Raw genomic sequence first — 23,919 nt, forward strand, 5'->3', positions numbered from 1 at the left:
GAGGCGCGGAGATGGCGTATCCAGCCGCCAGGCTGGCCTGCCATCTCAAAGGTGTGGCAAAGCCTCCGGCGGAACGGACTCCCACCGCCGACCCCATCCCGAACCTCTCTGCGCCTCCGCGCCTCCGCGCGAACCAAACAAAGAAACAAAACTGGAACATCGCCGTTGATCCCCCCGAAAGGATCATCCGATGACAGACAACCCCAAGACCGAACCCTTCTCCAACGCCGAGAAGGACCCCGATGACTGGACCACCGGCGACGAAAAGATGACCGGCGCACAGGCCAGTTATCTGAAGACCCTGTCCGAAGAGGCGGGCGAACCGTTCGACGATACGCTGACCAAGGCCGACGCCTCGAAGCGGATCGACGCGCTTCAGGAAAAGACCGGCCGGGGCCAGTAAGTCCCTATTCCCCCATCATCCGAATGGCCTGATCGAGCAGCATCACCCGCTGCTCGATAGCCGGACGATAGGGCGCATTGGCGGGCGACAGCGCCAGGGCACGGTTCCAGAACACGCGTGCCTTACGGAAGTCGCCCGCCCGCATCCAAGCCAGCCCCTCGAAGAAGAATGGCGCGGGATCGCGAGGTCCCAGCGTCCGCGCGCGACGAAAGGCGAAGCGGGCGGCGGGCGACATCTGATAACCGTCATGCGCGAACAGGACATTGCCCAGCTCGGTCCAATAGGGAACGCTGGTCCGGTCGCCGCCCACCGCGCCCAGCATGATCTGCACCGCCGTGCGCTTGTTGCCCGAGCGCGACAGGGCATCGGCGGCGGTGAACATCGCCGCCTCGCCGCCATAACGGCCGATCAGCTGCCCGCGCAGCTCGGAAATCGCGTCATTGTCGAGCAGCGCATCGGGGCGCGGTGCGGGCGCGCTCGCCGCCAGGGTCGGCCGCCCCTGCCACGCATAGCCCACGCCCCCCAGCGCCAGCGCCGCCCCGAGCATCGTCCAGAGCGGTCTCGGAAAACGCAGCCACAGCGCCGCGCCCAAGGCTCCGGCGGCGATCAGCAGCAGGATCAGCCAGCCCATCAGCGACGCTTTCGAAAGCTGGATCGCGCGATCCATGCGCCGACCGCCAGCAACAGGATCGGCGTCGCCCAGAGCAACGCGGTGGCACCCGACAAGGGCGGATCATAGCTGACATAATCGCCGTACCGCTCAATCAGCCAGGCGCGGATCGCCTCCGGGCTTTCGCCGCGCGCGATCCGCTGGCGAACCAGGGCGCGCATATCGGCGGCCATGTCGGCATCGCTGTCCGCGATCGACTGGCCCTGGCACACGACGCAGCGCAGCTCGCCCATCAGGGCCCGCGCCTGCGCCTCGGCCTGACGGTCGGGCAGTTGGGTGTTACCGTAATCGGGCGTGGTCGTGGCGACCGCCAGCAACAGGGCGAGCGACAGGCTCATCGCGCGGCGGCCATGTCGCGGATGATCTGGTCGACCTGATCGGCGCGGATGTCGCCGATATATTGCCGCACGATCCGCCCGCGCCCGTCGATCAGGAAGGTCTCCGGCACGCCCGACGAGCCGAGCGCCATCTGCACACGGCTGCGGCTGTCATCGCCGATCGCGGCATAAGGGTCGCCGTTGCGGCGCAGGAAGGCGGCGATGGCGGGGCCCTTGTCATGGATGGCGATGGCGTCGATCGGCACGCCGCGCGCCTTCAGCGCCATCAGCTGCGGCGCTTCGGCGATGCAGGGGATGCACCAGCTGGCAAAGACGTTGAGCAGGCGCGGCTTGCCGCCCTTGAAGTCGCCGCTGGCCAGGCCCGGCTTGCCCGGCACCATCGGCTCCAGCTTGAAGACCGGCAGCGGCTTGTCGACCAGCGTCGAATGCACCGTCGTGTCGGCGGGGCGCATCAGCCCGGCCGCGACCACCGCGAAGAACACTCCGAACAGCCCCAGCGGCAACCAGATCAGCGCGCGCTTCATCCCCACAGAGCCTCCCGCCGTCGTTGCTGCCATGCCTTGAACCACCGCCCGACCAGCGCCAGCACCCCGCCCAAGGCGATCAGCGCACCGCCCAGCCAGATCAAGGTCACGAACGGCTTCCACCACAGCCGCAACTGCCAGCGGCCGGTCGCGGCATCCTGCTGCCCCAGAACGGTATAAAGCTGCCCGTCCCAGCGGGTCGCGATGGCGCTCTCGCTGGTCGTGGTGGGCGGATCGGTGAAGAAGCGCTGCTGCGGACGCAGGGTGGCCCCGTCCCCCTCGCGGGTCGCGGTCAGCCGCGCCTCCAGCGCCGACCAGTTCGCGCCGATATTGGGATAGATGCGGTTCAGCTCCACCCGCCACGGGCCGACGATGGTCGCCTGCCCCGGATAGAGCGCGACCAGCCGCTCGGCGGTGAAGGCGCTGTCGCAGGCCATGCCGATCATGCTGACGCCCAGCCCGACATGCGCGACGACCATGCCCCAGATGGGCAAGGGCGTGCGCCGCCAGTTGCGGCGGGTGACCGGCAGCACGCTGGCGACGATCAGCCCCACGCCGAAGGACAGGCCGAGCAGCGACAACACGCCCATGCCGCCGGTCAGGGTCAGCATCAGTGCAAAGGTCCCCGCCGCCGCGACCATCGGCCACAGCATCCGGATCAGCACCGCCTCCGCGTCATCGCTGCGCCAGCGCAAGGCTGGCCCGACCGCCATCACCGCGACCAGCGCCAGCGCGATCGGCCCCGCGGCGGCGTGGAAGAAAGGCGGCCCGACCGACAGCCGCACGCCGAACCCGGCGGCGACCAACGGATAGAGCGTGCCGATCAGCACGATGCCGAGAATCACCGACAGCAGCAGGTTGTTGACGACCAGCCCGCCCTCGCGGCTGACGAAGGTGAAGCTTCGCCCCGCCCGCACCTGCCCGATCCGCGCGCCGAACAGCGCCAGCGCGCCACCGATATAGATGCCCAGTAGCGCCAGGATGAACGCCCCGCGCCGGGGATCGACGGCAAAGGCATGGACGCTGGTCAAAATGCCCGACCGCACCAGGAAGGTGCCGATCATCGACATGGAGAAAGCGACCACCGCCAGCATGACGGTCCACGCCCGCAAGCCGTCCCGCGCCGCCAGCACATTGACCGAATGGAGCAGCGCCGTCGCCGCCAGCCACGGCATCAGCGAGGCATTCTCGACCGGGTCCCAGAACCACCAGCCGCCCCAGCCCAGCTCATAATAGGCCCAATAGGAGCCCGCCGTGATGCCGATGGTCAGCAGCACCCAGGCGCCCAGCACCCAAGGCCGCATCGCGCGCGCAAAGGCCGGACCGACCTGCCCCGTCACCAGCGCACCGACCGCGACGGAAAAGGCGACCGACAGCCCGACATAGCCTGCGTAAAGCGTCGGCGGGTGGAAGGCCAAACCGGGGTCCTGCAACAATGGATTGAGCCCCTGCCCTTCGATCGGCGCGGGGTTCAGCCGCGCGAACGGGTTGGAGGCAAACAGCAGGAAGGCATAGAAGCCCAGTGCGATCGCACCCTGGGCGGCCAGCGTCGCGACATGGGTCGCCCGGTCGAGCGTCCGCTCCTTCCACGCGACCAGCGCGCCGCCCGCGCCCAGGATCGTGACCCAGAGCAGCATCGAGCCTTCGTGATTGCCCCAGGCTCCGGCGAATTTGTAGATCCAGGGCTTGGCCGAATGGCTGTTCTCGGCGACCAGCTTGACCGACAGATCGGTGTTCAGGAACACCGCGATCAACGCACCCATGGCGATGGCGACCAGCGCGCCCTGTAGAATCGCGACCGGCCCGATCGCCGCCATCGCCTGCTCGCCCGCCACATCCCTGCGCCGGAGCGCGAGCACGCCGAGCAGCAGTTGCAACCCCGCCAGCATCGCGGCGAACCACAGAGCGGCCAAGCCCGCTTCGGCGATCACGGCTCCAGGCTCCGGCTCTCATGCATATTGCCCGCCATTTCGGGGGGCATATATTTCTCGTCATGCTTGGCGAGCAGGTTGGTCGCGACGAAGCGGCCATCGGGCTGGAACTGCCCCTCGGCCACCACGCCCGATTTCTCGCGGAACAGGTCGGGGGTGATCCCGGCAAAGGTCACGGGTGTCGTCGCCTTGCCGTCGGTGACGACGAAGCGCACCGTCACCCCGTCGGGCGCGCGGTGGACCGATCCGGCCTCGACCATTCCGCCCAGCCGCACCGCCTTGCCCAGCGGCAGGCCCTGCGCTCTTGCATCGGACGGCGTGTAGAAGAACGCCGCCTGGTCCTTCATCGCCGACATGGCGAGCAGGACCGCCGCGACGATCGCGGCCAGCGCCAGCAGCGCCAGCGTCAGACGTTGGGATTTGGGCGTCATTTCTCGGCGCGCTTCATCGCCAGATAGCTGATGAGGGTCAACGCGCCCGCGCCCCCCAGCATGACCGCATAGGCCGCTGCCACGAAATCCATCTGGTTCATGCGCGCGCCATCCGTCGCATCCGTGCTTCGGCCTTGGCCTGCGCCAGCAGGGTGCGCATCCGCATCAGCACGATGGCGGCGAACAGAAAGGTGAAGCCGCCCAGCGCGATGGGCAAAGGCCAGAGCAGGGATGTGTCGATGCTGGAGCCGGTCAGTCCGATCGACTGGCCCTGGTGCAGCGTGTTCCACCACACCACCGAGTAACGGATGACCGGCAGCAACGCCGTGCCCGCCAGCCCGTACAGCGCCGGGATCCGCCCGTCCCCGCCGCGATCCGCATCGGCACGGGCGAGCGCGATATAGCCCAGATAGACGAACAGCAGCAGCAGCATCGAGGTCAGCCGCCCATCCCACTGCCACCATGTCCCCCAGGTCGGCCGTCCCCAGATCGATCCGGTGGCGAGGCAGAGTGCCGTGAAGACTGCACCCGGCCACGCGATCGCGCGCCCCGCGACCTGCGCCAGCGGATGCCGCCAGACGATCAGCGACAGGCTGGCGATGGCGATGCCGCTCCATCCCCCCATGCCCAGCCAGGCGGCGGGGACATGGATATAGAGGATGCGCACCGTCTCGCCCTGAAGATAATCGGGCGGCGTCATCACCAGCCCCGCCCAGACCGCGACCGCGATCAGCACGATGCCGAGACCCAGGAAAATCCCGGTCAGCGGACGAGCGATCTTCAGGAAACGCGCGGGGTTCGCAAGGATGTGTAGACTGGCCACGATGACAGGACTGTAAGGCGGTTTTTCAGGCGCGTCATCCGCCTTCTCCCACCTTCTTTAAGCCCCTCCCGCAAGCGGGAGGGGTTTGGGGAGGGCATGGTGTCTCACCGAGACCATCGCTTGTGGCCTGCCCTCCCCCATCCCCTCCCGTTTACGGGAGGGGCGTGAAATCCATTGAGGGCGGGACCTGTTCATATCCTGATTCGTCTTACCCTCCTGACATCCCTATCAGGGGAGCAAAGGGGACCATCACATCATCATGCCTGCACTTCACCGCCTGCCTCTGCTCGCCCTCGCGCTCGCGCCAGCCACGCTTTCCGCACAAACCACCGAACCCGAAACCGTGATCGTCACCGGCCGGGGCCTGGCCGACCAGCCGGGCGACAGCGCACTGGACATCGTGACCATCGACCGCGACCGGATCACGCAGAACGCCTCGCAACGGCTGGAAAACGTCCTCGCCGATGTCGCGGGGCTCCAGCAGTTCCGCCGCTCGGACAGCCGCTCGGCGCATCCGACGTCGCAGGGAATCACCCTGCGCGGGCTGGGCGGCAATGCGTCGAGCCGCGCGCTGCTGGTGCTGGACGGCGTGCCGCAGGCCGATCCGTTCGGCGGCTGGGTCGTCTTTCCCGCCTATGCGACCGGACGGCTGGGGCGAATCCGGGTGACGCGCGGCGGCGGATCGGGTTTCTGGGGGCCGGGCGCGCTGGCGGGCACGATCGAGATGGACAGTGCGACGCCCGACCAGCTGTCCCCGCTGGACCTCGCTTTGTCCTATGGCAGCCGCGATTCGGTGGATGCGCAAGGGTCGGCGTCGCTGGTGCGGGATGGCGGCTTTCTGACGGTGTCCGGCGCCTATGCGCGCGGCGACGGCTTCATTCCGGTCGTCGAGGGCCAGCGAGGCCCCGCCGATCGGTCTGCGCCTTACGAACAATATTCGGGCGCGGCGCGCGGTGTCGTCGGGATCGCGCCCGCCACCGAGTTGCAGATGACGCTCGCCGCCTTTCACGACGCGCGCGACCGGGGGACCGACTTTACCGACAATCGCTCGGACGGCGCGGATGCGAGCGTCCGGCTGGTCGGGCGAGGAGCCTGGGGCTGGTCGGCGCTGGCCTATGTCCAGACGCGGCAATTCGCGTCGCGCTATGCCAGCGTGAATGCGGCGCGAACGGCGGCCACGCTGACGCTCGACCAGTATAATGTCCCCGCCACCGGACGGGGTGGACGGGTCGAGGTGTCGCCGCCGCTGGGCGATACGGTGAAGCTGCGGCTGGGCGGAGACATTCGCGATACCAGCGGACGGACGCAGGAACGCTATACCTATGTCGCGGGACTACCCACACGACGGCGCGAGGCGGGCGGCGCGACGCGGACCATGGGGCTGTTCGCCGATGGCAGCGTCGAGGCGGGCGCGCTGACCGTCACCGCCGCCGCGCGGGTGGATGACTGGCGCATCCGCAACGGACGGCTGGATGAGGGCGTGCTGGCGACCGGCGCCGTGCTGACCGATACCGATTTCCCCGATCGCTCGGGGCAGGAGTTTACCGGGCGCCTGGGGGCGGCGATGCGGATCGTGCAGCCCTTGACCCTGCGCGCGGCGGCCTATCGCGGGTGGCGACTGCCGACGCTCAACGAACTTTACCGGCCGTTCCGCGCCGGAGCGGACGCCACCGCCGCCAATGCCGCGCTGAACCCCGAACATGTCGGGGGTATCGAGGGCGGGTTCGACCTGACACCGGCGGCGGGCTTAAGGCTGTCGGGCACCTATTTCCTCAACCGGCTGACCGATGCGATCGCCAATGTGACCCTGGGGCGTGGACCGGGGACATTTCCGGGCGTCGGCTTCGTCGCGGCGAACGGCGTGTACCGGATGCGGCGAAATCTCGACGCGATCCGATCCCAGGGTTTCGAGCTGGAGGCGAACTGGACCTATGGTCCGCTCAGCGCGCGTGGGTCCTGGTCGCATGTCGATGCGCGGGTGGAAGCATCGGGCACTGCCGCCCCGCTCGACGGCCTGCGCCCGGCCCAGACACCACGCGACCAGTTTTCGGGGACCCTGGCGGTCGAGCGTCGCGGCGCGGTGCTGAGCGGGACGCTGCGCCATGTCGGGCGACAGTATGAGGACGACCAGAATAACCGCTCGCTGGCGCCCGCGACGACGGTCGATGCCTATGCGGCGGTGCCGGTGGTGCGCGGCTGGCTGATCGAAGCGCGGGCCGAGAACCTCGCCGATGCGCGGGTCGAGGCGGCGTATAGCGGCGCGGGGCTGATCGAGCGGGCGACGCCGCGAACTTTGTGGATCGGAGTTCGGACGCGATTATAATCCCTTGATCTTCGACTTCGCTCGGGCTGAGCGAAACTGGGTACTGGCCCCCGTTCGCACTGAGCGAAGTCGAAGGGCGCGCTACCCTCGCTTCTTCACCAACGCCGTCCTCAAGCACCGGCACACCACCTCGCCCCGCTGGTTCAGCGCCTCGTGCCGGAACGTCACCAGCCCCGCCTCCGGCCGCGATTTGCTCTCGCGCAGGCCCGTCACCTCGCTGGTCGCGCGCAGCGTGTCGCCTAGGAAGACCGGCGCAGGCATGACCAGTTCATCGTAACCGAGATTGGCGACCAGCGTCCCCAGCGTCGTCTCCCCCACCGACAGCCCGACCATCAACGAAAAGGTGAAGGTGCCGTTGACGAGGATCTGGCCGAATTCGCTCGCCTTCGCCGCCTCGGCGTCGATGTGCAGCGGCTGCGGGTTGTGGGTCATGGTCGAGAACAGGAGGTTGTCCGTCTCGGTCACGGTGCGGCGGATGGGGTGTTCGATCCGGTCGCCGATCGCCCAGTCGTCGAAGAAGCGCCCGCTCATGCCGCGTCCTCCGCAACGATACGGACCAGCGCGACGCCCTCGGCCACCTGACCGCCGGTTTCAGCCTTCAGGTCGGTAACCACGCCGTCGAACGGCGCGGTCAAGACATGCTCCATCTTCATCGCCTCCAGCGTGACGAGCGGCTGGCCTGCGCTCACTGCCTGCCCCTCGGTCACGGCGACGGCGATGATCCGGCCGGGCATGGGCGACAGGATCGCCCCGTCCCCCGCCCCGCCCGCCGCCAGCCCATCGGCGCGCCAGCGGGTGAAGGACCAGCTCTGGCCGCCCTCCGAAATCAGCACCTCGTCGGTCGGCGCCGGGGGGACGTCGCCCGCGTGCGCAAAATCGACGGTGATCGGCCGCCCATCGAGCAGGAAGCGCGCGGTGCGCCGGGGCGCTGCGTTCAGGCGGAAGCCCGACAGCGCGTCCTGCCCGATCAGCGCGGCGGCGGCCTCGGCCAGGGCCTCTTCGGACGGCTCGGTCGGCGGCATCAGCGCCTCCCCCTCGCGCGCGATCAGACCGGTATCGACTTGGCCGCTCGCGAAATCGGGATGGTCGAGCGCCTGCACCAGAAAGCCCGCATTGGTGCGCACCGGCCAGATCACCGCCTCGTCCAGCGCATCCGCCAACGCCTCGCGCGCTTCGTCGCGGGTGTCGCCATGCGCGATGACCTTGGCGATCATCGGATCGTACCAGGGCGTGATCTCGGCCCCTTCCTCGACTCCGGTATCGATGCGGATCGCGGTATCGTCGCCAAGGTCGAACACCTCCAGCGTGCCGATCGCGGGCAGGAAACCCTTGGCCGGGTCCTCGGCATAAAGCCTTGCCTCGATCGCATGGCCGTGGATCAACAGATCGGCTTGCGCCATCGGCAAGGGCTCACCCGCCGCGACGCGCAGCTGCCACTCGACCAGATCGACGCCGGTGATCGCCTCGGTCACGGGATGCTCGACCTGGAGACGGGTGTTCATCTCCATGAACCAGACGCGGTCGGCACGAAGTCCTTCGGAGGCGTCGGCGATGAACTCGATGGTCCCCGCGCCGACATAGTCCACCGCCTGCGCCGCACGGACCGCGGCACCGCAGACCGCTTCCCGCGTCGCGTCGTCCATGCCGGGTGCGGGGGCTTCCTCGATCACCTTCTGGTGGCGACGTTGCAGCGAGCAATCGCGCTCGAAGAGATGGACGACCCGCCCATGGCGGTCGCCGAAGACCTGCACCTCGATATGGCGGGGGGAGAGGATGTATTTCTCGATCAGCACCCGGTCGTCGCCGAACGACGCCGCCGCCTCGCGACGGCAGGATGCCAGCGCCTCGGCAAAGGCGGCGGGCTCGTCGACGCGGCGCATCCCCTTGCCGCCGCCGCCCGCCACCGCCTTGATCAGTACGGGATAGCCGACCGCATCCGCCTCGGCGGCAAGGCGGTCGGGCGACTGGTCCTCGCCCAGATAGCCGGGCGTGACGGGTACCCCGGCGGCGATCATCCGCGCCTTGGCGGCATCCTTCAGCCCCATGGCGCGGATACTGTCGGGGTTGGGGCCGACCCAGACCAGCCCGGCGGCGATCACGCTTTCCGCAAACTCGGCATTCTCGGAGAGGAAACCATAGCCGGGATGGATCGCCTCCGCCCCGCTTTCGCGCGCGGCCGCGAGGATGCGATTGGCGTCCAGATAGCTTTCACGTGCCGGGGCCGGGCCGATCAGCATGGCCTCGTCCGCAAGCCGCACATGCAGCGCCTGCGCATCGGCCTCGGAATAGACGGCGATAGTGCGCAGGCCCATCTCGCGCGCGGTGCGGATGATGCGGCAGGCGATCTCGCCCCGATTGGCGATGAGGAGGCTCTTCATCATCAGGATTCCAGCTTCAACGTGATGGCACCCGGTCGTTCGGCGATGGCATCGAAGATCACGGTCAGAATACGATCGAACCGCTCGCCGATCACCGTGCGCGCAGCGGCAGCATTGGTGAGGGTCAGCATGATGGGCGGCTCGACGACCGCAATCAGCAGGTCGAACAGCGCATCCAGACTACCGCCATACCATTCGACGCCAGAGGCTTCGCGGATACGGTCATGGAAATCGGCCTCGTCCGCGACGGTCGCACCGTCGATGGTCAGGTCCATCGCCATCACATGCGGAACACCCCGAACCGGGGCGCCTCCGCGATCGGCGCATTCAAACACGCATCCAGCGCCAGGCCCAACACATCGCGCGTCTGCGCCGGATCGACGATGCCGTCGTCCCACAGCCGCGCGGTCGCGTACCAGGGATTACCTTCATCCTCATAACGCTGGCGGATGGGGGCCTTGAACGCCTCCGCCTCGTCCGGCGTCCAGCTATCGGCGTCGCGGTGGACCGTCGCCAGCACGCTCGCCGCCTGTTCGCCGCCCATCACGCTGATCCGCGCATTGGGCCAGGTGAACAGGAAGCGAGGACTATAGGCGCGCCCGCACATGCCGTAATTGCCCGCGCCGAAGCTGCCGCCGATCAGCACGGTGATCTTGGGCACCTGCGCCGTCGCCACCGCCGTCACCAGCTTGGCGCCATGCTTGGCGATCCCCTCGGCCTCATAACGACCGCCGACCATGAAGCCGGAAATATTCTGCAGGAACAGCAGCGGGATACGTCGCTGACAGGCCAGCTCGATGAAATGCGCGCCCTTCTGCGCGCTCTCGGAAAACAACACGCCGTTGTTCGCCAGGATCGCGACCGGCTTGCCATGGATATGCGCGAAACCGCAGACCAGCGACGCGCCGTACAGCGCCTTGAATTCGTGGAAGCGCGATCCGTCGACCAACCGGGCGATCACCTCATGCACGTCATAGGGCGCGCGCACGTCCTGCGGGATCAGGCCATAAAGTTCTTCCGCCGGATAGAGCGGTTCGTCCGCCTCGGCGAGGTTGACATCGGGCATGGCCTGCGGCGGCAGGGTTTCCACAATGTCGCGGACGATCGACAGCGCATGATCGTCATCCTGCGCGACATGATCGACCACACCGGACTTGCGGCCATGGGTGTCCGCGCCGCCCAGTTCCTCGGCCGAGATGACCTCGCCCGTCGCGGCCTTCACCAGCGGCGGCCCGGCGAGAAAGATCGTCCCCTGCCCGCGCACGATCACCGTCTCGTCCGACATGGCGGGGACGTAAGCGCCGCCCGCCGTGCAGCTGCCCATCACGCAGGCGATCTGCGGAATGCCCGCCGCCGACATCTGCGCCTGGTTGAAGAAGATGCGGCCGAAATGATCGCGGTCGGGAAACACCTCCGCCTGATGCGGCAGGTTCGCGCCGCCGCTGTCGACCAGATAGATGCAGGGCAGCCGGTTTTCCAGCGCGATCTCCTGCGCGCGGAGGTGCTTCTTGACGGTCAGCGGGTAATAGGTGCCGCCCTTCACCGTCGCGTCATTGGCGACGATCATCACCTGGCGGCCGTGCACACGGCCGATCCCGGCGATCACCCCGGCACCCGGCACGGCATCGTCATACAGGCCGTTGGCCGCCAACTGACCGATTTCGAGGAGAGGCGAACCGGCATCGAGCAGCTGCTCCACCCGGTCACGGGGGAGCAGCTTGCCGCGCGACACATGGCGCTCGCGCGAAGCCTCGTTACCGCCGAGCCCGGCCTTTGCAACATCGGCGCGCAGCCGCTCGGCCAGCGCCCGGTTGTGATCGGCGTTGGTGCGAAACGTCGCGTCATCGCGCGCGATCCGGGAGGAAATCACCGCACCCATCACTTCACCCCGAGGCTCATTGTGCCACCTTTTCGAGCTTGCCGATCAACTCGCGGCCGATCAGCATCCGGCGAATCTCGTTGGTCCCCGCCCCGATGTCGAGCAGCTTGGCGTCGCGCGCGAAACGTTCGACCGGCCAGTCCTTCGTATAGCCCGCCCCGCCCAGCGCCTGGATCGCCTCCAGCGAGACCTTCACCGCATTCTCGCTCGCCAGCAGGATCGCGCCTGCCGCGTCGAACCGGGTCGTACGGCCTGCGTCACAGGAACGCGCCACTGCATAGACATAGGCCCGCGCCGAATTGAGCGCGACATACATGTCGGCGATCTTGGCCTGGATCAGCTGGAACTCGCCGATCGCGCGGCCGAACTGCCGCCGCTCGCGGACGTAAGGAACCACCACATCGAGGCACGCCTGCATGATCCCCAGCTGGATGCCCGCCAGCACCGCACGCTCATAATCGAGCCCGCTCATCAGCACGCCGACACCGCCATTCACCGGCCCCATCACCTGCGCGTCGCCGACGAAACAGTCGTTGAACACCAGCTCGGCGGTCGGGCTGCCGCGCATGCCCATCTTGTCGATCTTCTGGCCGACGACGAAGCCCGCCATGTCCTTCTCGATCAGGAAGGCGGTGATGCCCCGGCTCCCCTCGCCCGTCTTGGCATAGACGACGAGCGTCTCTGCATAGGCCGCATTGGTGATCCAGAATTTGGTGCCGTTCAGCACCCAACCGCCGTCCGCCTTCACCGCGCGCAGCTTCATCGACACCACGTCCGAGCCCGCCGACACCTCCGACATGGCCAGACTGCCGACATGTTCGCCGGAGATCAGTCCGGGAAGATATTTCGCCTTCTGTTCCGCATTGCCCCAACGGCTGATCTGATTGACGCAAAGATTGGAATGCGCGCCGTAGGACAGGCCCAGCGAGGCCGAAGCCCGCGACACTTCCTCGATCGCGACGACATGTTCCAGATAACCTAGCCCCAGGCCGCCATCGGCTTCGGCGACGGTGATGCCGTGCAGGCCCAGCGCGCCCATTTCGGGCCAAATGTCACGGGGAAACCAGTCTTCCGCATCCATTCGTACGGCGAGCGGCGCGATCCGGTCGGTCGCGAAACGGCGCGTCGCCTCACGGATCATGTCCGCACTTTCGCCGAGCGCGAAGTCGAAATCGTCGATCATGTCCTCTCCAAGCGGCTCTTTGAGTCCGTCGGCTCGCTTTAACCGTATATTACTCAAACGCGCAATCTTCGTTGCGTCCCCTCAAATTACCCCTTTGCCGTCGATCCCATATCGGATCGATTGCAGGGTTCAGGGATTTGCAACCCCGTATGAAACGCGCCATGTGACGGATTGAGAGGAATTTTTTGCCCGATGGCTACTCGCTCCGTCGCCACTGATCCCAACCTGGACATTACCGCTTGCGATCGGGAGCCTATCCATATTCCCGGTGCCGTTCAGCCGCATGGGCTGTTGCTGGTGGTCGACGCAACGACGCTGGAGGTGATCGCGGGCGCCGGGCCGATCGAGGAGCGATTGGCCGCCGACTGGCTAGGCCGACCCTTGACCGCCTTGCTGGGCGACGAGGTTGCGCAGATGGTCTCCGACATGCCGATCGGCCCTGGCACGACCGTCGCCGCCGTGCCGGTCGAGGGTATCTCGGAACGCTTTTCGGTTACCGCGCACCGCGTCGCGGGCGAACGTGTGCTGATCGAGCTCGAAGCCGGGAGCATCGACGCACCCTGGGGCAAGGGCAGCCCGCTCAACTGGCTGGACGCCGCCGTCACCAGTTTCGAGCGGACCGCCGACCTGCCCATGTTGTTCGAACGGGCCGCTACCACCTTCCAGATGCTGACCGGGTTCAATCGGGTCATGCTCTATCGCTTTCTGGACGAGGATGCGGGCCGCGTCGTCGCCGAGGCACGGTCGGCCGGACTGCAATCCTTCCTCCATCATCATTTCCCGGCCTCCGACATCCCGAAACAGGCGCGTGCGCTCTATGTCCGCAACCGGACGCGCAGCATCCCGGATGTCGATTACGTCCCCGCCCCGATCCGGCCCGAGGGTTTCCAGACGCTGGACCTCAGCGATGTCGGCCTGCGCAGCGTGTCGCCGATCCATGTCCGCTATCTGAAAAATATGGGCGTGGCGGCCTCGGCGTCGATCTCGATCGTCAAGGACGGCGTGCTGTGGGGCATGATCGCCTGCCACCATTATACGCCCCGTCGCCTGTCGCCCGACCTGCGCGCGGCCGCCGCCGGGCTGGCCAGCGCGCTGGCGCGGCAGATCCGGGCGAAGGAAGAGGCCGAGCTGTATCGCGAGCGCCTGCGCCTGCGCGCCGCGGAGGACAGCCTGTTGCCGCGCATCATCGGCATGGGCGATCTGGTCCCCGCCATGCGCCGCCTGATGCCCGAGATGATGGCGATGATGGGCGCGACCGGCTTCGCCGTCGTCGATCAGGGCAAGGTGTATCGCCACGGCACCTGCCCGCATGATCTCGCGATCCCCGATATCGCCGGCTGGGCCTTGATCCGGGGCGCGGGCGACGTGTTCTTCACCCATGAATTGCCCGCTCAGATGCCCGATGCCGCACCGCTGGCGACGACGGCGGCAGGTGTGCTGGCGCTGCCGCTGGTCGATGGCGGCGTCACCCTGCTCTGGTTCCGGGCCGAGCATGTCGAAGAGGTCGAATGGGCGGGCAACCCGCACAAGTCGGTCGCGCTGACGCCCGATGCGACGCTCAACCCGCGCACCTCGTTCGAAAGCTGGCGCGAGACGGTGCGCGGCCGCTCGCGCCGGTGGACGATGGAAGAGGTCGAGGCGGGGCACCGCCTGCGCCGGGCGCTGCACGATGCCGCGCAGAATTACCGGCTGCGCGGGCTGAACACCGCATTGCAGCGCACGCTCGACGACAAGGAGGCGCTGCTCCTGCAGAAGGACGTCCTGATGAAGGAGGTGGACCACCGGGTCCAGAACAGCCTCCAACTCGTCTCGTCCTTCCTGTCGCTCCAGGCCAAGGCGGCGGACGACCCCCGCGTGCGCGAGCAGTTGGCCGAGGCGCAGGCACGGCTGTCGGCCGTGGCGCTGGTCCATCGCCGCCTGTACCGCGACGATCAGATTCAGACGGTCGATCTGGCGCGCTATCTGGAGGATCTGGTCGGCGACATGAAACAATCGCTGGGTCAGGACTGGGCGGCGATGATGCGGCTGGATCTGGCGCCGGTGCTGATGCCGACCGACCGGGCGATCAATCTGGGGCTGGTGACGACGGAGTTGATCATCAACGCCACCAAATATGCCTATGGCGGCGCGGTGGGCCCGGTGACGATCACCTTGGAGCAATATGGCAACCGCCTGCGCCTGATCGTTGCGGATCAGGGTCGCGGCAAGGGCGACGAAGAGCCCGGTCAGGGTCGCGGATTCGGCAGCCGGATGATGGCGGCGATGATGCAGCGGCTGTCTGGCTCGATCGAATATGACGACAACCAGCCGGGCCTGCGCGCCATCGTGGTCGCGCCGATCGCGGATTGAGGGCTGGACTGTGACAGTCTGAAATAGCCTCACCCCTCCCCTTCAGGGGAGGGGCCGGGGGTGGGGCGCTTCCGCAAGCGTGGCGTTCGTGGAAAGGCTCCACCTCACCCCCTCCCCTGAAGGGGAGGGGCTAGGATGCCACCCTGCTCTAAGCGGCCCTACGATATAGTCCAAAGACCTGCTCAGCCGCCACAACAGCGCGGTCGACCCATGCTTCATCGCCAGCCGCAGCATCAAGGGCGTGGCGAAAATCCCGCCACTCCCCCGCCCCGAAACCGGATTCCAGATAGGCACGGGGAAGCCCCTCCCCGACCTGCCGGGCCAGCATCACGCCGCCCAGCCGCGAGCCCTCGGTCACGTAGAGCGCACCCCAGCGCGCCGCCTCGTCATCGGCCGGATCGAACGGCAAGGGCTCGGGCATCTCCCGCCCGAGAGCGGCCAGATCCGCCGCCAGCGCCGCGCGTCGCGATCGCCACGGAAAAGCGATGCTTCGCTCCGCCAGCCACACCTCTACCGCGGGCAGTGCGCGGGCATGGGCGATCAGGAACGCCGTATAGCTTTCGCGATCGTCCAGCCGATAGGCTCCATAAGCCGCGTCCACCGCCTCATGCGCGGGACCCGTACGGGCCCGCAGGGCGGCGGACGCGCTGTCGCTTACTTCAGGCAGGCGACGATCCCGGCGATGACCGCCAGCGTCTCTTCCGGATCGCGTACGCGCACCGTGTCGAGGCCCAGTTCCTTGGCGGGATAGTCGTTGCCGCCCGGGAAGATCGCGTCGCCGATGAACATCATCGCGTCGAGCGGGATGCCGCTGGCGTCGCGCAGCTTCTTCAGGCCGTATGCCTTGTCGACACCCTCACGGGTGATGTCGATCGAGGTCGCGCCGCCCATGTTGATCGATAGGCCTGGCAGGCGCTGCTTGAGATCCGCCTGGATCACCTTGCGCTTCTCGAACTTGGGGTCCCAATGTTCCTTGGCGTCGATCGGCGCCTGCTGGCCGAGCGCGGAGAAAGTGATCTGGCTGCCGCGATCCTCGATCCGCTCGCCCCAGGTCTGCTCGGGCACGAAACCAGTCGCCTCCAGCGAGGCGTCGAACGCCTCCAGGATCTTGGCCTTGGTCGCATCGTCGAACAGCTCGGCATAGACCGGGGTCCAACTGCCGTCTTTGTACGTGTAGAGCTTGGTGCCGGTGGTCGGCATCAGCCACAGCTTGGTGCGATCGGCGCGCACGGGCAGGCGGCTGGCGACCTGCTTGTCGAATTGCGGCCAGTCACCGCCCGAGATCACTGCGACATGCGCGACGTCGAGCAGGTCGGCCAGCGCCTCCCCCATCGGCTCGCCCAGGGGCTGCTTGCTTTCGGCCAGCGTACCGTCGAGGTCGAACGCAACCAGTTGCTTCATGAAGGCACTCCGATTCTGGGCAGGATGATGGTGTCGATGGCATAGGCTACGCCATCCTCGGCATTGGAACGGGTGTGTACCGAGATCTGTTCCCTAACCGCGTCCGGCGCATTCGCCATCACGATCGGCAGCCCGGCGCGGGTCAGCATGGGAAGGTCGTTGGCCTGGTCGCCCAGCACCGCCACTTCCTCCAGCGAGACGCCGAACGCCTTGGCCAAGGTCGCCACGCCATCGCCCTTGTTGGCCTTCAAAGCGGTCACGTCGAGATAATAGGTCTGCGACTGGGCGATGGTCGCCGCTTCCCCATGCGCCGCATTCGCCTTGTCATGCAGGCCGCGCAGCAGATCGGCATCGTCGCTGACCAAGGTGATCTTGTCGACCTTGTCGACCAGCGCGGCGAAGTCCTGCGTTACCACCGGCTCCTGTGCGGACGCCTTGCGCTCGTGATCGACATGGGTGCCCTTACCGCTGCTGGCGTACCAGCGATCGTCGGCGAAGACCCAGATGGCGACGGGGTTGTCCGCCGCCATCGCCAGCACGGCGTGGACGACATCGACCGGCACGCGGAATTGCGCATCGACCGAGCCGTCGCGGCGGAACACCGTCCCGCCGTTGAACGCCCCGATCGGCGCGTCGATGGACAGCTCGTCCGCCAGCCAGCCCAGCCCCGAACGCGGCCGGGCGCTGATGATGGTGAAGCCGACGCCCGCCGCCTCCAGCCGCTTGACGGCGGCGATGGTGGCGGCGCGCAGCGTCTTGTCGGGGTCGACGAGCGTGCCGTCGACGTCCGACACGACAAGCCGGATCGGCCCCGAAACCGGATCGCTCATTGCGGGATTTCGGTGTGGCCGCCAAAGCCGAAGCGCATCGCCGACAGCACCTTGTCGCCATAGGTATGCTCGACCCGGCTGCGATAGCGCGCGAACAGCGAGGCGGTCAGGACGTTGGCCGGGACCTTCTCCTCCATCGCCGCGTCGATCGTCCACTGGCCCTCGCCCGAATCGGCGACATGGCCCGAGAACTGCTCGAGCATCTCGTCCTTGGCCAGTGCGATGGCGGTCAGGTCGAGCAGCCAGGACGAGATCACGCTGCCGCGACGCCAGACTTCGGCGATGTCGGTCAGGTTCAGGTCGAAGCGTTCGTCCTCGGGCAGTTTGTCGCTGTTCTTCGACTTTAGGATATCGAAGCCCTCGGCATAGGCCTGCATCAGGCCGTACTCGATGCCGTTGTGGATCATCTTGACGAAGTGACCCGCGCCCGCGGGCCCGGCATGGATATAGCCCTTCTCGGCGCGCTGATCGACCTTGTCGGCGATGCGGCCCGGCGTCCGCTCGATCGTGCCCAGCCCCGGTGCCAGCGCGTCGAAGATTGGATCGAGATGGTCGACGGTTTCCGTATCGCCGCCGATCATCATGCAATAGCCGCGCTCCAGGCCCCAGACGCCGCCCGAGGTGCCGACATCGACATAATGGATGCCCTGTTCGGCCAGCATCTTGGCGCGGCGAATGTCGTCCTTGTAGAAGCTGTTACCGCCGTCGATGATGACGTCGCCGTCCTTGGCGAGCTTGGCGATTTCCGCGATCGTGTCCTCGGTCGGGCCGCCGGCGGGCAGCATAACCCACCAGATCGCCTTATCGGCCAGCTTCGCCGCCATGTCCGCCAGCCCGGTGGCCGCCTCCGCGCCGTCCTTGGCGAGCGTCTGCACCGCCTCGTCGCTGCGATCCCAGGCTACCACCTGATGCCCAGCCTGCATCAGGCGGCGTGCGATATTGCCACCCATGCGGCCAAGGCCGACCAGACCGATCTTCATGCGGGAACTCCATTAACTGACATGAGAAATGAAAAGGCCCCCTCCCCGCTGGGGGAGGGGGCCGCCGGGGCCTCAGGCTGCCGGCTGCTTTTGCCCGATCGCGCCGAGCAGATCGTCGAACGCCTTGACGAAGGAGGCGACCCCCTCGGCCACCAGCGTGTCGGTCACGCCGTTCAGGTCCAGGCCCAGCCGCTCGGCCTCGGCCAGGACGTGCTTGGCTTCGTCGATATCGGCGGTCAGCGTTTCGGCCACCGTGCCATGGTCGCGGAAGGCGTCCATGGTCTTGGGCGGCATGGTGTTGACCGTGTCCGGCCCGATCAGCGTGTCGATGTAGAGCGTGTCGGGGAAGGACGGGTCCTTGGTCCCCGTCGAGGCCCAGAGCAGCCGCTGCGGCTGCGCGCCCTTGGCGGCCAGCGCCTGCCAGCGGTCGGACTTTAGAAAGTCCAGATACCATTGATAGGCCATCTTGGCGTTGGCGATGGCGACCTTGCCGCGCACGGCCTTCAGCGCATCCGCCTCCGCATCACCGGCGGCGACGCGCTCGTCGATCTTCTTGTCGATCGCCGAGTCGATGCGGCTGATGAAGAAGCTGGCGACGCTGGCGATCCGGTCGATCGGCTGCCCGGCCTTCACCCGCTCTTCCAGACCCGCCGCATAAGCCTCGGCCACCTTGATATAGGCGTCGACCGAGAAGAGCAGCGTCACATTAACGTTGATCCCCTTGGCGATGGTTGCCGAGATCGCCGGGGCGCCCGCATCGGTGCCCGGAATCTTGATCATCAGGTTCGGGCGGTCGACCGCGTGCCACAGCTTTTCAGCCTCGGCGATGGTCGCGTCGGTGTCGTCGGCGATATAGGGCGACACCTCCAGGCTGACATAGCCGTCCTTGGCATCGAGCTTGTCATAGACCGGCTTCAGCGTTTCCGCCGCCGCCTTGATGTCCTGGATCGCCAGATGCTCGTAACGGTCGATGGTCGCCGCGCCGGGATTTTCCTTGTCGAAGGCGGCGAGCGTGGCGTCATAGGCGTCGCCATGCCCCATCGCCTTTTCGAAGATCGACGGATTGGAGGTGACGCCGGTCAGCCCGTCCTCGGCGACGAGCTTTTCCAGCCCCTTCGCCTCCAGGAACTTGCGATCGACGAAATCGAGCCAGGGGGCGCAGCCCTTGGCGCCCAGTTCCGACAGCTTGCTCATCACTTGGTCTCCAGCATTTCGCGGGCCACCTTCACGACATTGTCGTGGGTGAAGCCATACTTGTCCTGCAACTTGGCGAGCGGCGCGGAGGCCCCGAAGGTCGACATGGTGATCGTGCGACCATCGAAGCCGACATAGCGGTCCCATCCGATCGAACCGGCCTGCTCGACCGCCAGACGCTTGGTGACGGTCTTCGGCAGCACGCTGTCCTTGTACGCCGCATCCTGCAGTTCGAAACGATACCAGCTGGGCAGCGAGACGACGCGTGCCTTGATGCCATCGGCCTTCAACGTCTCATAGGCGTCGGTCACCAACGACAGTTCCGACCCCGTTGCAATGAGGATGATGTCGGGTGTGCCGTCGCAATCCGCAAGGACATAGCCGCCCTTCTTCACGCCCGAGGCCGGTGCGTACTTGCTGCGATCCAAGGTCGGCAGCGCCTGACGCGAGAAGATGAGCGCGGTCGGGTGGCTGGCCGACTCGACGGCGCAGCGCCAAGCCTCGGCCACTTCGTTCGCATCGCCGGGGCGGATCGTGTCGAGGCCGGGGATCGCACGCAGCGTCGCCAGATGCTCGATCGGCTGGTGGGTCGGGCCGTCCTCGCCGACGCCGATCGAGTCGTGCGTGAAGACGAAGGTCGCGCCCAGCTCCATGATCGCGGCGAGGCGGATCGGCGCGCGCATATAGTCGGAGAAGACCAGGAAGGTCGCGCCGTAGGAGCGCAGGTGCGACAGCGCCATGCCGTCGACGATCGCGCCCATCGAATGTTCACGCACGCCGAAGTGCATGTTGCGGCCTTCATAGCTGCCCGCCTGGAACGAGCCGCCGTCCTTGATCAGCGTCTTGGTCGAGGGCGCGAGGTCGGCCGAGCCGCCGATCAGCCACGGCACCTTGGCGGCGATGGCGTTCTGCACCTTGCCGCCCGAGTCGCGGCTGGCGACGCCCTTGGCATCCGCCTCGAACACCGGGATATCGGCATCCCAGCCCTCGGGCAGCTTATCCGCCAGCATCGCATCCAGCTCGGCGGCGAGTTCGGGATATTCGGCGCGGTACTTGTCGACCATCGCAACCCATTCGTCGCGCAGCGGCTTGCCGCGCGCTTCGATGGCACCCTGGAAGGCTTCGCGCACGCCGTCGGGCACCAGGAACTTGGCATCCTCGGGCCAGCCATAGGCCTTCTTGGTGGCGCGGATCGCGTCGTCGCCCAGCGGTTCGCCATGCGCCTTTTCGCTGCCCGCCTTGGGGCTGCCATAGCCGATGACCGACTTCACGACGATGAAGGTCGGCTTGTCGGTCGTCGCCTTGAAATTGTCGAGCGCGGCGGTCAGCGCGCCGATGTCATTGGCGTCGTCGACGTGCAGGACATTCCAGCCATAGGCCTCGAACCGCTTGGCGACGTCTTCGTCGAACGCGATGTCAGTGCCGCCCTCGATCGAGATCTGGTTCGAATCATAGATCCAGCACAGGTTCGACAGTTTGAGGTGTCCGGCGGTCGAGGCGGCTTCCGACGCGACGCCCTCCATCATGTCACCGTCACCGCACACGACATAGACGTCATGGTCGAAGATCGGGAAACCCTCGCGGTTGAAATGCGCGGCCAGCCAGCGCTCGGCGATCGCCATGCCGACCGAATTGCCGCACCCCGCGCCCAGCGGACCGGTCGTCGTCTCGACGCCGGTGGTGTGGCGATATTCGGGGTGGCCCGGCGTCTTGGAGTTCAGCTGGCGGAAGCCCTTCAGGTCTTCCAGGCTCAGCGCGGGGTTGCCCGACTTGTTGCCGTCCGCGTCAATCTCCTCGATGCCCGCCAGGTGGATCAGCGAGTAGAGCAGCATCGAGGCGTGGCCGACCGACAGCACGAAGCGGTCGCGATTGGGCCAATCGGCATGGGCGGGATCGTAGCGGAGGAACTTGGACCAGATGGTGTGACCGACCGGGGCGAGCGCCATGGGCGTGCCGGGGTGGCCCGAATTGGCCTGCTGCACCGCATCCATCGACAGGGTGCGGATGGTGTCGATGGTCAGGCGCTCGATCGACCCGTCCTCGTGGAGATGGCTGTCGGCCACGGCGGTGGTGGTGGCATCGGTCATGAAACTGGCCTCATCCTCTTTATGTGCGATCGAACGCCTCCGCGCTCGCTCTGGTTGCCATGCAGGGTCGCCTTAGCGCGGGTTCCGTCCCCGTTCCAGCCGGGTAACGACCCCATTGTCGGCGATATAGGCGGCGTCGATCTCGGATAGGAACAGGCCGTGCCCGACGACGCCCGGAATTGCCGCCAGCGCCTCCGCCAGCCCCGGCAGGTCGGCATCGTTCCAGCCATGGCCATCGACCACGATGTTGCCATTGTCGGTCAGATAACCGGTTCGTTCGTCAAGCCGCTCAAAAAGCCCGGAAAGCCGTTCCACCGCAAAGGCGCGGGCGAAGGGCAGGATCTCGATCGGCAGCTTGGCGCCTTGCAGCCGCTCGACCCGCTTGGAGCCGTCGGCAATGACGATCATCCGGTCGGCGGCGGCCGCGACGATCTTTTCCCGCAGCATGGCCCCGCCAGCGCCCTTCACGGCGGACAAGTCGGCGTCGATGGCGTCCGCGCCGTCGATCGCCAGGTCGACCCGCGCCACCGCGTCGAATAGCCGGACCTTCAACCCCAATCGCTCGGCCAGCTCCGCGCTGGCCCGGGAGGTGGCGACCGTCTCGATAGTCAGGCCCCGTTCGGCAAGCAGCGCGATGACATGGGCGGCCGTCGACCCGGTGCCCAGCCCGACGAGCATATTGTCGCATACCTCATCCACCGCGGCGGCGGCGGCCATGCGCTTATCGGCATCACGATCGGTCATGTACGTTGAAAATGCTTCGGAAACCCAAAGGCTCCCGCCGCCCGCGCTTTTGCCGCACCGCGACAAATTGCGACAATTAAGACGGACGGTTTAGGCCATGATCACTTGCCTTTTCGAACCCCGTTCGTGCAATTTGACACAGGTCAGCAACGTTCCGCCGTCTCGCGCATTAAGGCGCGGGCCGGCTCCGCGGCACAATTCAGGCAGGTGAACGAATTGAACTTTGCAGGTTTTCGCGGTCGCCCGGCGCTTGCCGGGACGGCCATGGCTCTCGCGCTGGTCAGTTTGTCGGCCTGTGGCGGCGGAGACAAGGGCAAGGCAAAGGGCGGAGCCGGCGGACAGCAGCAGACCCCGACCGTCGGTTACGTGACCGTCCAGCCGACCGACGCGCCGATCGTGACCGAACTCGCCGCACGCACCACCGCCTTTGAAAGCTCGGACGTGCGGCCCCAGGTGACCGGCGTGATCCGCCGCCGCTTCTTCACCGAAGGCACGCTGGTGAAGCGCGGCCAGCCGCTCTACGAAATCGATCCCCGCCTGTATCGCGCCTCGGTCAACCAGGCCGCCGCCAATCTGCAAAGCGCGCAGGCCAATGCCGAGGCGACGCGGACGCTCGCCGAACGCTATCGCCCGCTGGCGCAGATCGAGGCGATCTCGAAGCAGGACTATACCAACGCCCAGGCCAGCGCCCGCCAGGCCGCCGCGCAGGTGGCGCAGACCCGTGCCGCGCTGGAGACGGCGCGCGTGAACCTGCAATTCACCACCGTCCCCGCCCCCATTACGGGGCGCATCGGCCGATCGCTGTTCACCGTCGGCGCACTGGTCAGCGCGGGCCAGACCGATCCGCTGGCACAGATCCAGCGGCTCGACCCGATCTTCGTCGATATCCAGCAGTCGGCGACCGACCTGTTGTCGCTGCGCCGCAGCCTGTCGGCACGCGACGGCCTGATCCCCGCCAGTGCCAATGTGACGCTGCGGCTGGAGGACGGCACCGATTACGGCCAGACCGGCCGGGTGGAGTTCGCCGAAGCCGTCGTCGACCAGCAGACCGGCACCGTGACGCTGCGCGCGCGCTTCCCGAATCCGCAAGGCTTGCTGCTGCCCGGCATGTTCGTCCGTGCCCGCTTTGCCCAGGCGATCGACACCAGCGCCTTCCTGGTCCCGCAACAGGCGATCGCGCGTGATCCGAAGGGCAATGCGACGCTGTTCGTCGTCGGCCCGAATGACAAGGTGCAGCAGAAGACGGTCAAGGCCGAGCGGACGCAAGGGGCCTTCTGGGTGGTCACCGACGGCCTGAAGCCCGGTGACAAGATCGTGACCCAGGGCCTGAACAATCTGCGCCCCAACCAGAGCGTGCGCGCGGTGCCCGCCAACAGCCCGCAAAAGGTCCAGCCCCCCTCGCCCGAACAGTTGAAGAAGATGCAGGCCGCCAAGGGCAAGGCGGGCTGACC

At 67.0% G+C, this 23,919-nt stretch carries 22 protein-coding genes; 4 read left to right on the top strand and 18 right to left on the bottom strand.

Annotation, left to right across the window (positions count from 1 at the left end):
- Nucleotides 1-190 precede the first annotated feature (190 nt).
- Entirely contained in the window at nucleotides 191-403 is a 213-nt protein-coding gene (locus tag ACWKSV_RS08665) for a DUF3072 domain-containing protein (RefSeq protein WP_042484874.1), read from the top strand.
- A 4-nt stretch (nucleotides 404-407) separates the two neighbouring features.
- Here ACWKSV_RS08665 and ACWKSV_RS08670 read toward each other — a convergent pair whose 3' ends face one another.
- From ACWKSV_RS08670 to ccmC, 6 genes are all read right to left on the bottom strand, one after another.
- Nucleotides 408-1,070, bottom strand: a complete 663-nt coding sequence (locus ACWKSV_RS08670) for a tetratricopeptide repeat protein (protein ID WP_083706688.1) — start codon at nucleotides 1,068-1,070, stop codon at nucleotides 408-410.
- Complete coding sequence (locus tag ACWKSV_RS08675; RefSeq protein ID WP_056434315.1) at nucleotides 1,034-1,411, bottom strand: cytochrome c-type biogenesis protein; 378 nt, start codon at nucleotides 1,409-1,411, stop codon at nucleotides 1,034-1,036. Before ACWKSV_RS08675 ends, ACWKSV_RS08670 begins: the two co-directional genes overlap by 37 nt.
- Nucleotides 1,408-1,935, bottom strand: coding sequence for a redoxin family protein (locus ACWKSV_RS08680; RefSeq protein ID WP_076717054.1), 528 nt, complete (start codon nucleotides 1,933-1,935; stop codon nucleotides 1,408-1,410). The genes ACWKSV_RS08675 and ACWKSV_RS08680 overlap by 4 nt, the downstream gene beginning before the upstream one ends.
- Nucleotides 1,932-3,866 carry a heme lyase CcmF/NrfE family subunit gene (locus ACWKSV_RS08685; protein ID WP_076717055.1) on the bottom strand — a complete coding sequence of 645 codons (1,935 nt, stop codon included), beginning with the start codon at nucleotides 3,864-3,866 and terminating at the stop codon, nucleotides 1,932-1,934. Before ACWKSV_RS08685 ends, ACWKSV_RS08680 begins: the two co-directional genes overlap by 4 nt.
- Nucleotides 3,863-4,297 (bottom strand): cytochrome c maturation protein CcmE, encoded by a 435-nt coding sequence (gene ccmE, locus ACWKSV_RS08690; RefSeq protein ID WP_076717057.1) that lies wholly within the window; start codon nucleotides 4,295-4,297, stop codon nucleotides 3,863-3,865. The genes ACWKSV_RS08685 and ccmE overlap by 4 nt, the downstream gene beginning before the upstream one ends.
- Nucleotides 4,298-4,394: 97 nt before the next feature.
- On the bottom strand, nucleotides 4,395-5,120 hold the full coding sequence (gene ccmC / locus ACWKSV_RS08695) for a heme ABC transporter permease CcmC (RefSeq protein ID WP_076717058.1): 726 nt from the start codon (nucleotides 5,118-5,120) through the stop codon (nucleotides 4,395-4,397).
- A 259-nt stretch (nucleotides 5,121-5,379) separates the two neighbouring features.
- On the opposite strand from ccmC, the gene ACWKSV_RS08700 reads away from it, so the two are divergent.
- Nucleotides 5,380-7,443, top strand: coding sequence for a TonB-dependent receptor (locus tag ACWKSV_RS08700; protein WP_191864553.1), 2,064 nt, complete (start codon nucleotides 5,380-5,382; stop codon nucleotides 7,441-7,443).
- An 81-nt stretch (nucleotides 7,444-7,524) separates the two neighbouring features.
- Here ACWKSV_RS08700 and ACWKSV_RS08705 read toward each other — a convergent pair whose 3' ends face one another.
- The 5 genes from ACWKSV_RS08705 to ACWKSV_RS08725 are packed head-to-tail and all read right to left on the bottom strand — an operon-like array spanning nucleotide 7,525 to nucleotide 12,883.
- The gene (locus ACWKSV_RS08705) at nucleotides 7,525-7,974 is read right to left on the bottom strand and encodes a MaoC family dehydratase (RefSeq protein ID WP_076717061.1); all 450 of its coding nucleotides are present in this window, start codon (nucleotides 7,972-7,974) and stop codon (nucleotides 7,525-7,527) included.
- Nucleotides 7,971-9,824 carry an acetyl/propionyl/methylcrotonyl-CoA carboxylase subunit alpha gene (locus ACWKSV_RS08710; protein WP_076717065.1) on the bottom strand — a complete coding sequence of 618 codons (1,854 nt, stop codon included), beginning with the start codon at nucleotides 9,822-9,824 and terminating at the stop codon, nucleotides 7,971-7,973. The genes ACWKSV_RS08705 and ACWKSV_RS08710 overlap by 4 nt, the downstream gene beginning before the upstream one ends.
- A complete protein-coding gene (locus tag ACWKSV_RS08715; protein ID WP_076717067.1) occupies nucleotides 9,824-10,102 on the bottom strand; it encodes a barstar family protein in 279 nt (92 codons plus the stop codon). The genes ACWKSV_RS08710 and ACWKSV_RS08715 overlap by 1 nt, the downstream gene beginning before the upstream one ends.
- The gene (locus ACWKSV_RS08720) at nucleotides 10,102-11,700 is read right to left on the bottom strand and encodes a carboxyl transferase domain-containing protein (RefSeq protein WP_076717069.1); all 1,599 of its coding nucleotides are present in this window, start codon (nucleotides 11,698-11,700) and stop codon (nucleotides 10,102-10,104) included. The genes ACWKSV_RS08715 and ACWKSV_RS08720 overlap by 1 nt, the downstream gene beginning before the upstream one ends.
- Before the next feature lie 16 nt (nucleotides 11,701-11,716).
- Nucleotides 11,717-12,883, bottom strand: a complete 1,167-nt coding sequence (locus tag ACWKSV_RS08725) for an acyl-CoA dehydrogenase family protein (RefSeq protein ID WP_191864551.1) — start codon at nucleotides 12,881-12,883, stop codon at nucleotides 11,717-11,719.
- A gap of 192 nt (nucleotides 12,884-13,075) precedes the next feature.
- Between ACWKSV_RS08725 and ACWKSV_RS08730 the strand changes: the two genes are divergently transcribed.
- Nucleotides 13,076-15,232 (top strand): histidine kinase dimerization/phosphoacceptor domain -containing protein, encoded by a 2,157-nt coding sequence (locus ACWKSV_RS08730; RefSeq protein ID WP_076717072.1) that lies wholly within the window; start codon nucleotides 13,076-13,078, stop codon nucleotides 15,230-15,232.
- Between the two features lie 148 nt (nucleotides 15,233-15,380).
- On the opposite strand, the gene ACWKSV_RS08735 is transcribed toward ACWKSV_RS08730, so the two are convergent.
- The 7 genes from ACWKSV_RS08735 to rpiA form a co-directional block, all read right to left on the bottom strand.
- Nucleotides 15,381-15,833, bottom strand: a complete 453-nt coding sequence (locus ACWKSV_RS08735; protein WP_237243420.1) for a biliverdin-producing heme oxygenase — start codon at nucleotides 15,831-15,833, stop codon at nucleotides 15,381-15,383.
- A gap of 53 nt (nucleotides 15,834-15,886) precedes the next feature.
- Nucleotides 15,887-16,633 (bottom strand): HAD-IIB family hydrolase, encoded by a 747-nt coding sequence (locus ACWKSV_RS08740; protein WP_076717075.1) that lies wholly within the window; start codon nucleotides 16,631-16,633, stop codon nucleotides 15,887-15,889.
- The gene (locus ACWKSV_RS08745; RefSeq protein WP_076717077.1) at nucleotides 16,630-17,463 is read right to left on the bottom strand and encodes a Cof-type HAD-IIB family hydrolase; all 834 of its coding nucleotides are present in this window, start codon (nucleotides 17,461-17,463) and stop codon (nucleotides 16,630-16,632) included. The genes ACWKSV_RS08740 and ACWKSV_RS08745 overlap by 4 nt, the downstream gene beginning before the upstream one ends.
- Entirely contained in the window at nucleotides 17,460-18,443 is a 984-nt protein-coding gene (gnd, locus tag ACWKSV_RS08750) for a phosphogluconate dehydrogenase (NAD(+)-dependent, decarboxylating) (RefSeq protein WP_056434346.1), read from the bottom strand. Before gnd ends, ACWKSV_RS08745 begins: the two co-directional genes overlap by 4 nt.
- A 72-nt stretch (nucleotides 18,444-18,515) precedes the next feature.
- Nucleotides 18,516-19,637, bottom strand: coding sequence for a transaldolase (gene tal / locus ACWKSV_RS08755; RefSeq protein WP_076717078.1), 1,122 nt, complete (start codon nucleotides 19,635-19,637; stop codon nucleotides 18,516-18,518).
- Nucleotides 19,637-21,724: a transketolase gene (gene tkt, locus ACWKSV_RS08760; RefSeq protein WP_076717080.1), complete on the bottom strand. Its 2,088-nt coding sequence runs from the start codon at nucleotides 21,722-21,724 to the stop codon at nucleotides 19,637-19,639. The genes tal and tkt overlap by 1 nt, the downstream gene beginning before the upstream one ends.
- A gap of 72 nt (nucleotides 21,725-21,796) precedes the next feature.
- Nucleotides 21,797-22,468, bottom strand: a complete 672-nt coding sequence (gene rpiA, locus ACWKSV_RS08765) for a ribose-5-phosphate isomerase RpiA (RefSeq protein WP_076717082.1) — start codon at nucleotides 22,466-22,468, stop codon at nucleotides 21,797-21,799.
- A gap of 264 nt (nucleotides 22,469-22,732) precedes the next feature.
- Here rpiA and ACWKSV_RS08770 point away from each other — a divergent pair, with 264 nt between their 5' ends.
- Nucleotides 22,733-23,917, top strand: a complete 1,185-nt coding sequence (locus ACWKSV_RS08770; RefSeq protein WP_056434358.1) for an efflux RND transporter periplasmic adaptor subunit — start codon at nucleotides 22,733-22,735, stop codon at nucleotides 23,915-23,917.
- Nucleotides 23,918-23,919 lie beyond the last annotated feature (2 nt).

The sequence above is a fragment of the Sphingomonas sp. SphC10 genome, assembly GCF_057004845.1.

What these genes read in the sequence shown, in the direction of transcription:
- ACWKSV_RS08745 (WP_076717077.1), bottom strand. Translation starts at nt 17,463, where the DNA reads ATGAGCGATCCGGTTTCGGGGCCGATCCGGCTTGTCGTGTCGGACGTC.
- ccmE (WP_076717057.1), bottom strand. Translation starts at nt 4,297, where the DNA reads ATGACGCCCAAATCCCAACGTCTGACGCTGGCGCTGCTGGCGCTGGCC.
- ACWKSV_RS08665 (WP_042484874.1), top strand. Translation starts at nt 191, where the DNA reads ATGACAGACAACCCCAAGACCGAACCCTTCTCCAACGCCGAGAAGGAC.
- ACWKSV_RS08725 (WP_191864551.1), bottom strand. Translation starts at nt 12,883, where the DNA reads ATGATCGACGATTTCGACTTCGCGCTCGGCGAAAGTGCGGACATGATC.
- ACWKSV_RS08705 (WP_076717061.1), bottom strand. Translation starts at nt 7,974, where the DNA reads ATGAGCGGGCGCTTCTTCGACGACTGGGCGATCGGCGACCGGATCGAA.
- ACWKSV_RS08680 (WP_076717054.1), bottom strand. Translation starts at nt 1,935, where the DNA reads ATGAAGCGCGCGCTGATCTGGTTGCCGCTGGGGCTGTTCGGAGTGTTC.
- ACWKSV_RS08715 (WP_076717067.1), bottom strand. Translation starts at nt 10,102, where the DNA reads ATGGCGATGGACCTGACCATCGACGGTGCGACCGTCGCGGACGAGGCC.
- tkt (WP_076717080.1), bottom strand. Translation starts at nt 21,724, where the DNA reads ATGACCGATGCCACCACCACCGCCGTGGCCGACAGCCATCTCCACGAG.
- rpiA (WP_076717082.1), bottom strand. Translation starts at nt 22,468, where the DNA reads ATGACCGATCGTGATGCCGATAAGCGCATGGCCGCCGCCGCCGCGGTG.
- ACWKSV_RS08670 (WP_083706688.1), bottom strand. Translation starts at nt 1,070, where the DNA reads ATGGATCGCGCGATCCAGCTTTCGAAAGCGTCGCTGATGGGCTGGCTG.
- ACWKSV_RS08740 (WP_076717075.1), bottom strand. Translation starts at nt 16,633, where the DNA reads ATGAAGCAACTGGTTGCGTTCGACCTCGACGGTACGCTGGCCGAAAGC.
- ACWKSV_RS08730 (WP_076717072.1), top strand. Translation starts at nt 13,076, where the DNA reads ATGGCTACTCGCTCCGTCGCCACTGATCCCAACCTGGACATTACCGCT.
- gnd (WP_056434346.1), bottom strand. Translation starts at nt 18,443, where the DNA reads ATGAAGATCGGTCTGGTCGGCCTTGGCCGCATGGGTGGCAATATCGCA.
- ACWKSV_RS08710 (WP_076717065.1), bottom strand. Translation starts at nt 9,824, where the DNA reads ATGATGAAGAGCCTCCTCATCGCCAATCGGGGCGAGATCGCCTGCCGC.
- ACWKSV_RS08770 (WP_056434358.1), top strand. Translation starts at nt 22,733, where the DNA reads ATGGCTCTCGCGCTGGTCAGTTTGTCGGCCTGTGGCGGCGGAGACAAG.
- ACWKSV_RS08675 (WP_056434315.1), bottom strand. Translation starts at nt 1,411, where the DNA reads ATGAGCCTGTCGCTCGCCCTGTTGCTGGCGGTCGCCACGACCACGCCC.
- ACWKSV_RS08700 (WP_191864553.1), top strand. Translation starts at nt 5,380, where the DNA reads ATGCCTGCACTTCACCGCCTGCCTCTGCTCGCCCTCGCGCTCGCGCCA.
- ACWKSV_RS08720 (WP_076717069.1), bottom strand. Translation starts at nt 11,700, where the DNA reads ATGGGTGCGGTGATTTCCTCCCGGATCGCGCGCGATGACGCGACGTTT.
- tal (WP_076717078.1), bottom strand. Translation starts at nt 19,637, where the DNA reads ATGAGCAAGCTGTCGGAACTGGGCGCCAAGGGCTGCGCCCCCTGGCTC.